This window comes from Bradyrhizobium sp. NBAIM08 (assembly GCF_020193935.1).
GTDB lineage: Bacteria > Pseudomonadota > Alphaproteobacteria > Rhizobiales > Xanthobacteraceae > Bradyrhizobium > Bradyrhizobium yuanmingense.
In genome coordinates this window covers 742,966-756,723 of sequence record NZ_JADYVR010000003.1, presented here as the reverse complement: position 1 = coordinate 756,723, position 13,758 = coordinate 742,966, and the positions used below count along the sequence as shown (strand labels likewise).

Here is a 13,758-nt window from a genome sequence, read left to right as displayed (position 1 = left end):
CCGCATTCGATGCATGACGACCGACTATAATTTCAAAGCTTGCAGATCATTCGGACATGCGAGCGCCAAGTTCATGCCACTTTTCATCCGACGTGCGCCTGCTTCGGCGCGCAAGCCAATCGGCATGGGATGATTGCGAGTATTTGCGCGCAAAGTGTGCGCGAAATTCGGCACTGTTGCGATCGAGGCCCTGGCAGCACATTGATTGCTGCGTGCCAATGTCGCACGAAAAATTCTTTCGCCAACGGGGAACAATAAACGCGCCTCGTGACTTGTGTCGGCTTTGCGACGAGCGGCTGCGCGAGTGCCCGATATGTTTTCAGGTTGCAACATTCATGGGCGTGATTTGCCGATCTCGCAGGCATTGTAGAACTTGTTTTTGCAACCGGCGAACAAGCGGGCTTTGTCGCCAGTTTGCACCAGCTTTTGCGTCGCACAAAAAGATGACACAGTTACCTGTCAAGTTTCACCTGTTCTCCTATTGCAACAGAAGCAAGGAACACGGATGGGCCGCGGACTAACACGTCGTCATGCGCAGCCGCGATGGCTAGCGATTGTCTTGATTGGTTCTGCGCTGATCGTGTCGAGCGCCGGCGCTTGCCGCGCGCAGTGCGTCGAATTCTCGGACCGCGCCTCGCAACTCGAACTCGACACCTTCGTGAAGTCGCCATCCTCGCTCCTCGAGCGGTTGCGCAATGACAAGGAGAAGTTGCGGTATTGGCTCGCGCGCTATGTCGCGACGAATCCGTCGGTGCTGCCGTCCGTCCAGACGCTCATCTCGGCGTCGGCTTCAGCCGATCGCTCGTCCATCGGCGCTGCGCTGCGCCTTGCCGAAGCACGTTGCACGTCGACCAAGCCGGACGCCGCGCGCAAGATCAGGGATTTCGTGCAGCGGATCGGCGATCTCAACGTGCAGGCCGGTTATTCCGGCGCCGGAGAGGACGGCTCAGGCGTCCAGGCCCAATCGCAAATCAAGACCTCGCCGCAGCCGGGCCGTGGCGGAGCACTGCTCGAAGGCGAGTGGAGAACCAAGCTGGCCAATCCATTCAAGCCCGTCCCCCTTCCGAATTGATCCATGATCGTCAAAGGCAGCGAATTAGCACATGTACCAGCCTAGGGAACATTTCCAGTCGGGGCACCGATTCGGCATCGAATTCGGCGGGGCGGTCCTCAGCTTCGAGCGGGTGGCCGACGTCCTTCGCCGCCAATGGCCGATCATCGCGATCTGTACGGGAGCTTCGCTGGCCCTGGTGATCGTCTACCTGGCCATGGCGCAGCCCATGTATACGGCAAATGCCCGCATCATGATGGATACGCGGCAGACGCAAGTTCTGGACAAGGACAGCAACGCCAGCAGCGCCCTGATCGACACGGGCTACGTCGACAGCCAGGTGGAGATCATCAACTCGGACGACCTCATTCTGTCCGTCGTCCGCCGCCTGAAGCTGACAGAAGACCCGGAGTTCAACGGCTCCAAGCCCGGCCTGCTCTCTATCATCATCGGCAAGCTGACATCGCTATTCGGCTCCGGCGAACCAGCAAGCCAGGAGCGAATCGAACATGCGGTCGTCCAGCAGATTCAGAAGAATCTGCGTACGGAGCGCGTGCTGACGACATATGTGCTGTCGCTGAGCTATAAAGCGCGGAGCCCCGACAAAGCCGCCAAGATCGCCAACGCGATCGCCAATGCCTATCTCGTCGGCGCCCTGGAGGCCAAATATCAGTCCACCAAGCGGGCCACCGAATGGCTGCAGCAGCGCAGCCTCGAGCTGAGCGAGCAGGCATCGGCCAGCGATCGCGCCGTCCAGACCTTCAAGGCCGAGAACAACATCGTCGGAACCAGCCGCGGCCTGATGTCCGAGCAGCAATTGTCGGACCTCAACACGCAGCTAGTTCAGGCGCGGGCTGCGACCGCCGAAGCCAAGGCCCGGCTTGACCGGATCGACACGATCTCCGATCAGGATGTTGCGCAATCAACCGTGACGGACGCCCTCAACAACTCGGTGATCACCCGTCTGCGCGCTCAATATCTCGACCTACAGGCCCAATATTCCGACTGGTCCAGGCGCTACGGCAAGACCCACCTTGCGGCGGTCAATCTGGCCAACAAGATGGACGAGCTGCGCAAGAACATCGCCGACGAGGTGCGTCGGATCGCAGACGCCTATCGCAGCGACTACGAGATCGCGAAGAGCCGGGAGGCCTCGCTCGAGAAGAACGTGAAGGAGCTCGTCGCCCAGGCCGGCAACAAGGGCCAGGCCGAGGTCAAGCTGCGCGATCTCGAAAGTGCCGCCGACACCTACCGCAATCTCTACAACAACTTCCTGGAAAAGCTGCAGAGCGCGACGCAGAACCAGAGCTTTCCCCTCAGCGAGGCCCGCCTCATCAGCACCGCCACCAAGCCGGACCGCAAGAGCTCGCCGCGAACGGTCCTCGCCCTCGTGGGCGGCCTGGTCGGCGGCCTCTGCCTCGGCTTCGGCGCGGCATTTGCGCGTGAACTGCTGAGCGACGTGCTGCGGACCCCCGGCGAGGTCGAGGATGAGCTCGGCGTGAAATGCCTCGGCGTGCTGCCGGACATAAGTCCGCCGACGAAGGCCGGCGCGTTGCTCTCGACGTCAGCGAAGACCGGCCCTCCCGATCTCTCCCGCTACGTCGTCGATCATCCGTTCTCACGCTTTGCCGAGACCTTGCGCAACATCAAGGTTTCGATCGACGTCGCGCGTCTGACCCGCGAGATCAAGGTGATCGGCATCGTCTCCTCGCTTCCAAAGGAGGGCAAGACGACGGTGGCCGCCAATTTCGCGCAGCTGATCGCCCTCACCGGGCATCGCACGGTTCTAATCGACGGTGATCTGCACACGCGCTCGCTGACGCGGGAGCTCGCGCCCAACGCCAAGACCGGCCTCGTGGAGGCTCTCAACGATCCCGCGAACCTCGGCTACCACGTGCAGCGAAGCAAGGAGACGGGACTGGATTTCCTGCCCTCCGTAGTGGCCTCGCGCATGGTCAATTCGGCCGACGTCATCGGATCCAAGGCAATGGCCGAGCTGCTCAAGGTGCTGAGGGAGCACTACGAGTACATCGTGATCGATCTCGCCCCGGTGATGCCGGTGGCCGATTCCAAGGCCGTTAGCTTCCTGATCGACGCCATGGTCTACGTGATCGAATGGGGCCAGACCACGCGAACCGCTCTGCAGGAGTCGGTTTCGGGTTCGGAAGTCCTCCAGAAGAAGCTGATCGGCGCTGTGCTCAACCGCGCGAACCCGAAGATGCTCAAGCGCATCGAGGCCTACAAGGGCAAGCACCACAACAGCTATTACGTCGAGCACGCCTAGGCGGAGGCGAGGCGCCGCTCCCACTGAACAACTGGAATGAGCTCGGGCCCGTTGCCGATTGGCAGCGGGCCTTATTCGTGCTTGGCGGTCGCTTGAAGGGCATCCCGTGCGCCCTCGCGCACGGACCGAGATGCGGCAAGCGCTCCGGACCTGCTCGCGGGCTCCGTATTCGTCCGGAATCCACAACTTGCAGTTATTGCTCTAGCCAAAAGCAAGGATTGACGGATACGGTGGTCGCCGGGAAAGTTGTGCCGGTGCCATCAGCTGTCAATAAGACGAGACGATCCGAGCCTTGATGCCTGAAAATGCCGAAACTTTAGGCATCTTTCTTTCTCGGTTCCCCGGGGCTAATCTCGGTTCATTACTCGCAGTTATTTTTCCGGTAGGCTCGGATGCTGATCGTCCTGACGATTTTGACTATTTGGGTCCTGCTCAACATTCTGTTCGTGTTGATCGTGGTCCCTCCACGCAAGCCGCACCGCCACCCCATGGCGACGACGCTCTCACCCGCGCCCATCGACCCGAGCCGGCGCCAGATCGAGCAGGACGAGCCTTTCTCGATCCGCCATGTCATCGTCTCCGTCGCAATGGGAGCCTTCTTCGTGCTCGTGCCGCCGCTGCTCGCGCTGCGCGATGCGATCATGCGGCTCTTCCGCAGGCCGCCGCGAAATGGAACCTGAAGCCCGGGCCTGAGGCTTCCGGCGACTGAGAGATCGAGCGGCTAAAGCGCGATGCGATTAGGACGAATCGCCATCGCGCCTTGAGGAGCATGATTTTTTCGGAAAACCGCTACGCGCTTTTCCGGATCATGCTCTAATAGGCCTCCTGGAACATCACTGCGGACGCGGTGCGGGCCATGATCTTCAGGTCGAGCCAGATGCTCCAATTGCTGACGTACCAGACGTCGTACTCGACCCGCTTTTCCATCAGATCAATCGTTGGCGTTTCGCCCCTGAATCCGTTCACCTGAGCCCAGCCCGTCAGGCCCGGCTTCATGTGATGGCGGTAGACATACTTGCTGATCAGCTCGTCGTAGTAATTGTCATGGGCGAGCGCGTGTGGACGCGGTCCCACCAGCGACATGTCCCCACGCAGCACGTTCCAGAGCTGCGGCAGCTCGTCGATGCTGGTCATGCGCAGGAAGCGCCCGATCTTGGTGACCCGAGCATCCCCCTTGGTCGCCTGGGTCACCGTCTCGCCGTTCTCGGACACCGTCATGGTGCGGAACTTCCAGATCTCGAACGGCTTGCCGTTGAAGCCGCGGCGCGACTGCCGGAATATGACGCTTCCCGGCGAATCCAGCTTGATCAGCACGGCTACCGTCAGCAGCAGCGGCGTCAGCAGCACGAGCGCGAACAGAGCGACGCCGACGTCGAGACAGCGCTTCTGCAGCCGCTCGAGAATGGTGAGCGGCGGCCGCTGGATCTCGACCGCGACGGTTCCGCTGACCGGCAGGAACGGACGGGTCACGAGGTCGGCAACGGAATCGTCCGGCAGCAGGCGAATGGGCTGCGGAACGGCGCGCAAATATGGCCCGAGCTTGCGCAGCATCGGCAATTCGTTCCAGTCGATCGCGAGCAGATATTCGTCGACATCGGCCGCGCGCGACTGACGGATGACGTCGCGAATCTGCCGCTCCCATTGGCCGTCATCTCGGTCCTCTCCGAGCACGAAATGGCGCATGACGTCGAAGCCGTTCCTGCGCAAATCCTTGAAGCGGCTCGAGGTGAAGTCGAGCGGCTTCAGGCTGAGCAGGATCACCTTGCGGTCGACCAGGCGGCTTCTCGCAAAGCTCGTGCCGAACACGGCCTGCCAGACGAAGCGCAGGCTGATCAAGCCGAGCCCGCCGATCACGGCAAAGACGATGACGGTGCCGCGCGACAGATTGTCCGTCGATTTCAGCAGGAAGGCCGCAACGGCGAGGATCGTGAGCGACGTCAGCCAGATAAAGGCCGCCATTCGAAGCTGCCAAACCAGATTGAGCAGGCGATGCGTGGAATAGACGTCCCGGAAATAGGCGATCCCGACGAACACCACACCGACAAACAATCCGGCTCCCACCGATGCACCGTCGGGTGGCGATGCGACCACCACGCCATACAGCGAAGCTCCCGCCGCGTAGCTCAGCAGGATCAACAGAAAGTCAGCAGCGATGACGACGACCTGAAAGGGCCTCTGAAGCGCACTGCCGCGCGCAGATGACAGCGCATGAGCGCTTTCAGAACCGTAAGTTGCAACAGCCATTCGAACCTCTGCGTATCGAGAGAGTGCCTGACGCTCATCGTGATGCTGAAGACTCGTCAATTCCCCGCACGGAAAGTGTTGGTCGATCGCAGCGACATTGTGGCGCTGCACGCGAAACTTTTGCGGCGCACGGACGATGTGTCGCGTTGAGATGCGCGGCGAAATTCGGTGCGCTGAAAATGTCGTCACAGTGCTGACATACGAGCGAACGAACTGCCCTATTTTGAATCAAGTTCCGCATCTCATGCGATGCTATCGTTGCACGAGACGCTGTTCGCTCAAGTTTGAGGCGCTGCCTGCTGCCGACGAACGCAATCTCGGATCACTCGCGAGAGCTTCCTCGAATTTCTATCTGGGGGTGTATGCGAGAATTTGCGGCGGGTCATGCAGACTTGCCGCGCACTTCGGCGCAGCGATGCAATTCCCGCGGTCCCATCTCGTTCCTGCCGCCATTAAAAACAATTCGGCAAAAAAAGCCGTGCCCTTCTTTTGGCGTGATCGGGACCGACAACGAGCTGCGGCCCCACGGAACTCGCGTTGTTCGCGTTGGATGGACGCTCTCCGGTGCCGGTGACTTGGGGATATTTTTCCGACCACCCGATCGATGAGCGCCATGAAATCTTTCGCGCGATCCCACCCGTCGCTTCCCAAACCGCAATTGCCGGACGGCGTCCGCATTTACGCGATCTCGGATATCCACGGCTGCGCGCATCTGCTCGAGCCCATGCTGCGGGTGATCGACGCCGACGTTGCGCGCAGCCGGCCGCGCTATGCCGTCGAAATCTTCATGGGTGACTACATCGATCGCGGCCCGGATACGCGTTCCACCCTCGACATCCTGGTCGAGCGGAGCCGCCGGGGGAATGCGGTCTTCCTCAAGGGCAACCACGAGGCCTTTCTGGTGAGGGTGTTCGAAGATCCTTCCCTGTTCGAGGACTGGATCGCCTTCGGCGGGACCCAGACATTGATGTCCTACGGGCTTGCTCCGCCCGATCTCAGGCGCGACGAGCCGGCATCGATCCTGCGCGACTTGATTCGCGCCATGCCGACCGAGCATCTGGAATTCCTGGACAATCTGCGGCTGAGCTTCAGTTGCGGAGACTTCTTCTTCGTCCACGCCGGCGTTCGCCCGGGCGTGCCGCTCGCCGAGCAGACCGAGCGCGATCTGCTCTGGATTCGCGAGGAATTCCTGCAGAGCGAGGAGCAGTTCGGAAAATATATCGTCCACGGCCATACGCCGGTCCGCAGCGCCGAACTACTGGCCAACCGCGCCAATATCGACACCGGCGCCTATGCGACCGGCAATCTCACCCTGATGAGCATCCAGGGAAGCCGCATGCTCGCGGTGTGATGAGCTTCAGCCACCGATGCGCGAGACCGTCTCAGGGAGGGAATGGACGTTCGCGATTTCTAGTTGAGCAACGGCGGCTGCGCCGGCCGCGCACGCGTCTGGGCCATCCAATCGCTCCAGGCTCGCTCGTGCTTGACGTAGAGCTCCACCCAACGTTCGCCATGCCTGGCCTCTCGGACGCGCGCCGCCTCCCCGAGCAGCTCGGCGCCGGGACGGGTGTCCGGCTTGTCCAGCGCTTCGAACTCGATCGTTTCCGAGATCGTCAGACCGACAAGCACGCGCTGTCCGGCGCCATCCACGATGTAGCGTCGCGGCGCATCCTTCTTGGGCTCATTCATGTCGTCATGTCCCACCGGGTTCAGTGTGAAGCTGGATACCGTCATCGAATGGGACGATGCCTAGAAGGCTCGCCGGGCGTGGCCGAACGTCGAGGTGGGAGCGGGCCGCGAGGCCCGGCGCGAGGCGCTGCTGGATGAGCTCACGGTTCTTCGTTGGACGCGCCAGGCGCGTAGCGCGTATCCGAGAATGAGACCAGCGCCGAAAAGGGAAGCAGAGACAAACGCAGAAGTCATGAGAGTCGTCCTGGGAGTCGTCCTGGATCGTGCGCGTCCTATCAAGAGTGAGCAGTGTGTCGACATCATGGTTCTCGAGGATTCACGAGCGCCGAAAAAATGTTCAAGGTTCGGTCTCCTTTGCATGCATGCCGCGCGCGGCAACGCTCCCAGCCTCTGTCTGATCTCGTCTCGGCCGGAGGTGATCATCGAACACTCTCTATATATATGACGACCACATATCTAAGAGACGTTCTCGCAGCCCAATGCATCAAGGCCCGTCGCGGTCGATCCGACGCGCCTTGGGGAGACCATGCGCCCCTGCAACCGGAAAGTCGGCGTCAGCCGGCCTGCCCGTACCCTTGCAACCATCCGGAACCCGTCGCATTATTACCCATCGCATTTGATGAGGGATTCAATCCAATGAACTTCCGCGCCCTTATTCCAACCATTGCCCTGGCCGCTCTCGGCCTCACTTTGGCAGCATCCGCGACATCAGCCGCCGAGCTCGCGCTTGCCCCGTCACAGCGGGCGGCCGCCGTCCAGGGCGGGCTTGTGTTCTGGGACGACGTCTACCCGCCGGCGGTCTATGGCCCGCAGCTTCGCCCGGCCGCAGAAGTCGCAGCGATGAAGGCGCAGGCACGGCCGGTGTCCCAGCGCTGGTGGGGATATTGGTACGTGCGGTAACGCACCGAAGCGGCAGTCTAATCGCAACCCAGACGTCCGCAATCATCAGCCGCCGCGCCGAGCAAACGGTAGCGGCGGTTTTTGTTTGACTCACTTTGAGCCCTTTTTGGGAGAGCGGTCGAACAAGCGTGGCCGACGGGCGTAGCTTGGGCTATGGGCGCGCCGAGGCGCGAGTTTCCCTGTGCACCCGACATTAAAAGCGCCTGCCCAAGAGTGCAAAAGGCGCCGGCGATCAATTCCCTGCTTACAGGGAATTTTGCAGGGAAAAGTGCCCGTCGCAGGGGCGCCAACGGGCGTAGAATGCGAAATGAGGGTTGAAATCGCAGGCATTGCGTCGCGATGCATCAAGATCCTAACAGGGAAATTCCGCCGACGATCAGGGAATGTGCTCGCGTCAATCAGGCAAGACCTCTTGCCGCCTCATGTTGGAAGGGATTGGGTTTGGCTCTGGGGTATTGAGGTCCGCAAGGAGAGGCTCTCCCACGAGCGCACCATGGCCCAGCATGCAGTTGCCAATAAAGCAGGATCAGGTCTCGAAGTGACAATATCTCGGACGGGTTAGATGCAGCAGCGCATGCGATCATGGATCGCGACCGCTCTTCACCGACGGCCAACACTACCACTTGCTGAGGCCCGTCACACATGCCGGCGTGACTCAGTCTGAGTTGGCCATTGCTGCGGTTCGTTGCGGGACCTCTCCCCGACGTGGCCGCCATGGTTCGCAAGCAACCCCATCCCCGTCGCGATCGTGGTGCTGCCAATAGCCGGGCTCTCCGCGCCGCGCGGGTGCTAAGCCGACCAAGCGGGCAAAATCGCAATTGGAGGCGGACGCGATGTGTTTCAGCGTGATCGTGACCGACCACGGGCTCGAAACAAGGAGCCAAATTGCTGGATATGCGACCAACACGGCAGCGATTGCGATCAATGCCGTGATGGCCCACCGCAGCCTAGTAGAGCGCAGCTTGGTGGTACGATCATAGCGCGCCGATACCGCACGGAAACGACGCTGCAAATTGCGCAGTCGCTGTTCATGACCGGGACCGGGACGAATGGGATTGGGGTCGGGAAGGTGGGGCATGACATGATCAAAGTAACGTCACTGAAATCTTCTATCATGAACCAGGATCGCGCCCGACCTGCTCCGTCACGCCCGGCTCAGTGAGGGCGAATGGGCGCAACGGGACTGATCCTAGCGGCCGCAGCTTCGGCCAGTCTCCTGCATAAGCTCGAGCGCGGCGTCAGCATTGCGGCATAGAAGAACATGATTGGGCCTGATCCGGAAAGTTTCGCGGCTTGGCTTCATCCCGCATCTAGCCTACCATTGGCTAGTTTTACGGCGAAACCGCATCGGCCAGCGACCTTCATGAGCGGTGGGGCTTATCGCGGCCACGATGTCGTTTCGCGGATCCACTTGCTTTGTATGGCCGCGGCAGTTGCGATGCGCCTTCAAAACCTCAGTTTTGATGATTGGCTGGAGCACGCATTTGGACGCGAGGTTCGCTTTCAGCAAGCACCGTGGTACTTCGATCCCGAGCATGATTGGTGGGATCCGCCGGCGGCTGACGCCGTGTCTTATCTCACCCGACTGTTTGAAGACCCGGAGCCAGCGTTACAGGGATTTGCTGACAGCCAAATCGCGCAGGGCCTAACCTACCTCGTCAATACCAGTGCCGGCGGCGATAGCCGGTGGCTTTGTTCAACTGATGTTCCGGTCGAAGACCGTGTTCGCTGCGTCACGTCTGTCGCGGCTCTATTTACGAAATTGTTCGAGCCTCGTTGCGATCCTAGCCTGTCCCACCTGAGCGAAGCCGCTAGCAACGCCCTAAACGGTGTTTGCTACATGTGGTGGGATGCGTTTCCGAGCTTGGCTCTACCCGGCGACCCCGACCTGCCAACGCTCCACGATTGCGCGCTGCAGACCATGGACCGCATCCTTCAGCTTAAATCGATCGCCTGTCAGGAAAGCGCTCTACACGGACTTGGACACTGGCGCCGCGACTACAGAGATAAAGTCAGCCAGATCATAGACTGCTTCTGCGAGGCGCATGCCGGGATCGACCCGCGCCTTTCGGCCTATGCCCAATCAGCTCGGTGCGGATGCGTCCTGTGATCCCGCGGCAGTGGCGGCATGGTTGCGTCCTGCATTGAGGACATCATCGAGACCTCGTATCAGCGAGTCGGCGGCGCCCGAACAGGGAACGGCCGTGAGTCCGAGCGTCGGAAGTGTCTATTGTCGCGCACCTACTCGAGGGTCCGAGTAATTAATCCACGGCGGCGACGTAATCGATTATAAAGCTAAATTACGCAAGCGCCCGGAATTTCGTGCTATGTAGCGAATTCCTCTTGCCGCTCGATTAAATTGGTTATTAAATATATATTTAATTAGCGACTGAGCATCAACCGTTCCGGCAACTCACAGCGAGTCACGCACGAGGCCTCGACGATGCACCGACCGTACGTTGCCGCCGTTCTGCAGAAGGCAAGCACGTTCCGTTCGAATGTGGTTCGCGGTTTCTGAGCCAGAGCGTTGCGCACGGATCTTGGGACCGCAGCAACTCGGAGGAGAGAGGGGTTATGGCATCCAGATCGTAATGCACCAACGTGGCGACAGCCGTCGGAATTCGACCCCGGCGACATAGAGGAAGTGACGAATGCGGAGCAGCGGTTTTACGAGCTGACGAAATTGGTTGTCACTTTGCGCTGCTTCGACATGCTCGCGATTCTAAGCCAGATCGGCGCAAAAGTGCGGTTGCTCTTTTTTAAATTGATGATGGCCGGGGCATGTCTGTTTCCACCAGAGCTTTGCTTGAAACAGTCGATCAGATCTACCAGGCGGGCTGTGATCCTGCACACTGGCCGGAGGCGGTCGCGAGCTGCCACAGTCTGTTTCCAGGGACAGCCTTCAGTCTGTTCATCTGTATGGACGGCATTGGCCATCTTCCGCCGACAACGACAGCCGGCTGGGATCCGGACTCGATCAGGCAATACGTCGCGCACTATTATAAGCTGAACCCGTACAACGACCTGTTGCGATGCGTTGCGCCGGGACAGGTGGCGCGAGCGTCCCAGATGCTCGGCCGGCAATGGCTTGACCGGCAGCCCTTCTATCACGAATGGCTGAAACCGGCCGGCGACTATACGCACGGCGCCAACCTGACGTTCAAGCGATCGCCCGGCTCCTTGACGCGGCTCAGCTGCGATATCCCCGAGCGCCTGTCGCATCTCGAAGCGCCCGCCGCGCAATTCTTGCACAGCGTCGGTCGGCACTTTGCGCGGGCGCTGGAAGTGACCTCCCGCCTGCGCGCGGCGCGGGCTACCGAGGGGGGATTGCAAGGGCTGCTCGATCGAATCTCCGGGGCCGCGTTCTTGGTGCGCCCGCCGCGCAAGGTGGTGGCTGCCAATCGACGGGCCGTCGTTTTTCTGGAGCAACGTCGGCTCGTGCGCATGTCGCTGGCATCGGAGCTGACGTTCGTCGCGTGTCGGGCCGACGAAGCGTTTCATCGCGCGCTCCAGAGTGGTTTCGTGACGGCGAAGGCGCCGCCTCAGGCGAGCTTTATGGTGACGAATGAGGGCAACGGGCGCTATCAGGTTCTCGTGTTGCCGTTCAGGATCTCGAAGACGCTCGCGACTCTGGGCGCGGATCCAGGGTTTGCCCTCGTATTGATCAACGACCGGCGACGTGCGCCAAGTCCCCCGAGCGAGGTGCTCAAGAACCTCTATAGGCTGTCGCAAGCCGAAGCGAGTGTAGTCCTGAGTATCACCGAGGGTGACAGCCTGCAGACAACTGCCGATCGGCTTGGCATATGCCGCGCCACCGCGCGCAACCAGCTGGCAGCCGCGATGGCCAAGCTCGGTGTTCACCGGCAAGCGGAGCTGGTTGGCGTCGTGACGGCGCTGGCGCCATGTCTGGACCTCGGTCCGGACGAGTGACCGGAGGGGGCGGCGCCATGCGTATCTTCTACGAGAAAGAGTTCCCCCGACTGCTAGATATGCTCTACGACTCGGCGCTCGATCCCGAACGATGGCAGGCGTTCCTCAATGCGCTGCCGGGCCCCTTTGGCGGCGCGCGCGGCATCTTGCATTTCTATGATGTGGCTACGGCAACCACACCTGTATTCCGACATTTCGGCGACGATCCCGGACTCAACTCGTCTTATGCCAAGCATTTCCACAGCATCAATCCGTATCCACCGGCACGCCTCGAAACCATCCCTGTCGGCAAGGTAATTTACGCAAGCGATCTTCTTGACCCTGAGATCGCTGAACGCACCGAGTTTTACGCCGATTTCATGAGACCGCAGGGCATCACCACCGATCATCTGGGTGTATCGCTCCACAATGACGGTTATGGCGTGACGCTGCTAAGCATCGCTCCGCACGAGTCCGTGTACCGCAGCAACAGAGAGACCTACAGACGTCAATTGGCGCTGCTGGTGCCGCACCTGATGCGCGCCATCGAGATCAATCGCGTTACGACGGCTGCGCGCACAGCCCAGCGAGCGCTCGGAACCGGTCTTGATGCGCTGAGGCTGGCCGCGTTCCTGGTTGATGGGACCGGGCGGCTCCTGCTCGCCAATCAAAAGGCGGAAGACCTGTTACGGCGAGACAGCGTGCTATGCACCGATCGCTCCAAGCGGCTGCGCGCCGCCAATTGCGCCGACAACGCTGCATTCGAGGTCGCCATGATGCGCGCCTTGCGCCCGCCGACGGCGCTCGCAACCCAGCCCGTGCGTTTGACCTCAAGCGCCTCCGGACGGGCGTTCGTTGCCTGGGCCGTGCCCATGCGGTCGGAGCGGCCAAACGGACCGAACCATCGCTCGGAATTCATGCTCGGTCTCCGCGCCGAGGCGACCGCGCTTGTGCTGGTTGTCGCGGCCGAGTGTGCGTTATCTATTCCCCCAGAGGCGATCCAGGCGGCATTCAAATTGTCCGCCGCCGAGGCGCGGCTCGTCAGCGCGCTGATCGCGGGCCGGACGCTGGCGGAGTATGCGCGCGCCAGCGGCCACTCGCGCAACACCGTGCGCAACCAGCTCGCATCAGCGCTCGAGAAGACCGACACGCGGCGGCAAGCCGAGCTCGTGACCGCGATCGTCGGAACGCTGGGCATATTCGGATCTCGGTGAGACGCCGGCGACGCATCTGGACCTGGAGCCGAACGAGTGATGAGAACGTGCGATGCGCAACCGCCACGAGCCAGAGTTTACGGCAACCGAGGCGATCTACGACGCTGCTCCCTTTCCCAGCTCGCTGGCCTGCAGCGCTTCCAAAGGAGCCGGCCGAGAAGCTCGGAATCGCGAACGAGACCGTACGAAATGTGCTCAAGCGAGTGTTCTCCACGGTTCGCGGACTTGTGGCGTTTCGCGTCATGCTGAGTAACCGGGGCAGTTGGCCTGGTGATTTCACGGGACCTTGTGCCTGTTGATCGTCGTGGTTCGTCCCGACGTTCAATCGCGGTTGCCCCTTCCAAGCAAACCTCTGGGACATCGAGATCGGAAGGGTATGCGGGATTTACAGGGTTACGCGATCCTCGCTAGACCCACTTGGGCTACGGCAGTCCGTCGCAACGTCGCTAGGGTGGAGCAGAGGCTTA

The 13,758-nt window shown here is 61.0% G+C and carries 11 protein-coding genes; 8 read left to right on the top strand and 3 right to left on the bottom strand.

The window, feature by feature from the left end:
• Nucleotides 1–373: 373 nt before the first annotated feature.
• From I6F37_RS14290 to I6F37_RS14280, 3 genes are all read left to right on the top strand, one after another.
• On the top strand, nucleotides 374–1,072 hold the full coding sequence (locus I6F37_RS14290; protein ID WP_225151639.1) for a hypothetical protein: 699 nt from the start codon (nucleotides 374–376) through the stop codon (nucleotides 1,070–1,072).
• Nucleotides 1,073–1,103: 31 nt separating this feature from the next.
• Nucleotides 1,104–3,335 carry a Wzz/FepE/Etk N-terminal domain-containing protein gene (locus tag I6F37_RS14285; RefSeq protein WP_225151637.1) on the top strand — a complete coding sequence of 744 codons (2,232 nt, stop codon included), beginning with the start codon at nucleotides 1,104–1,106 and terminating at the stop codon, nucleotides 3,333–3,335.
• Nucleotides 3,336–3,727: 392 nt separating this feature from the next.
• Nucleotides 3,728–4,015, top strand: a complete 288-nt coding sequence (locus I6F37_RS14280; protein ID WP_225151635.1) for a hypothetical protein — start codon at nucleotides 3,728–3,730, stop codon at nucleotides 4,013–4,015.
• 133 nt (nucleotides 4,016–4,148) lie between these two features.
• Here the strand turns inward: I6F37_RS14280 and I6F37_RS14275 are convergent, their stop codons facing one another.
• The gene (locus I6F37_RS14275; protein WP_225151633.1) at nucleotides 4,149–5,579 is read right to left on the bottom strand and encodes an undecaprenyl-phosphate glucose phosphotransferase; all 1,431 of its coding nucleotides are present in this window, start codon (nucleotides 5,577–5,579) and stop codon (nucleotides 4,149–4,151) included.
• Between the two features lie 613 nt (nucleotides 5,580–6,192).
• Between I6F37_RS14275 and I6F37_RS14270 the strand changes: the two genes are divergently transcribed.
• A complete protein-coding gene (locus I6F37_RS14270; RefSeq protein WP_225151632.1) occupies nucleotides 6,193–6,930 on the top strand; it encodes a metallophosphoesterase in 738 nt (245 codons plus the stop codon).
• A 59-nt stretch (nucleotides 6,931–6,989) separates the two neighbouring features.
• Here the strand turns inward: I6F37_RS14270 and I6F37_RS14265 are convergent, their stop codons facing one another.
• Nucleotides 6,990–7,268, bottom strand: coding sequence for a hypothetical protein (locus tag I6F37_RS14265; protein ID WP_225151630.1), 279 nt, complete (start codon nucleotides 7,266–7,268; stop codon nucleotides 6,990–6,992).
• A gap of 636 nt (nucleotides 7,269–7,904) precedes the next feature.
• On the opposite strand from I6F37_RS14265, the gene I6F37_RS14260 reads away from it, so the two are divergent.
• Nucleotides 7,905–8,168: a hypothetical protein gene (locus I6F37_RS14260; RefSeq protein ID WP_225151628.1), complete on the top strand. Its 264-nt coding sequence runs from the start codon at nucleotides 7,905–7,907 to the stop codon at nucleotides 8,166–8,168.
• A gap of 655 nt (nucleotides 8,169–8,823) precedes the next feature.
• Here I6F37_RS14260 and I6F37_RS14255 read toward each other — a convergent pair.
• On the bottom strand, nucleotides 8,824–9,246 hold the full coding sequence (locus I6F37_RS14255) for an excalibur calcium-binding domain-containing protein (protein ID WP_225138988.1): 423 nt from the start codon (nucleotides 9,244–9,246) through the stop codon (nucleotides 8,824–8,826).
• Between the two features lie 285 nt (nucleotides 9,247–9,531).
• Here I6F37_RS14255 and I6F37_RS14250 point away from each other — a divergent pair, with 285 nt between their 5' ends.
• From I6F37_RS14250 to I6F37_RS14240, 3 genes are all read left to right on the top strand, one after another.
• Nucleotides 9,532–10,278: a hypothetical protein gene (locus I6F37_RS14250; protein ID WP_225138989.1), complete on the top strand. Its 747-nt coding sequence runs from the start codon at nucleotides 9,532–9,534 to the stop codon at nucleotides 10,276–10,278.
• Between the two features lie 671 nt (nucleotides 10,279–10,949).
• The gene (locus I6F37_RS14245; protein WP_225151626.1) at nucleotides 10,950–12,098 is read left to right on the top strand and encodes a LuxR C-terminal-related transcriptional regulator; all 1,149 of its coding nucleotides are present in this window, start codon (nucleotides 10,950–10,952) and stop codon (nucleotides 12,096–12,098) included.
• Between the two features lie 17 nt (nucleotides 12,099–12,115).
• Entirely contained in the window at nucleotides 12,116–13,291 is a 1,176-nt protein-coding gene (locus I6F37_RS14240) for a helix-turn-helix transcriptional regulator (protein ID WP_225151624.1), read from the top strand.
• Nucleotides 13,292–13,758: the final 467 nt, after the last annotated feature.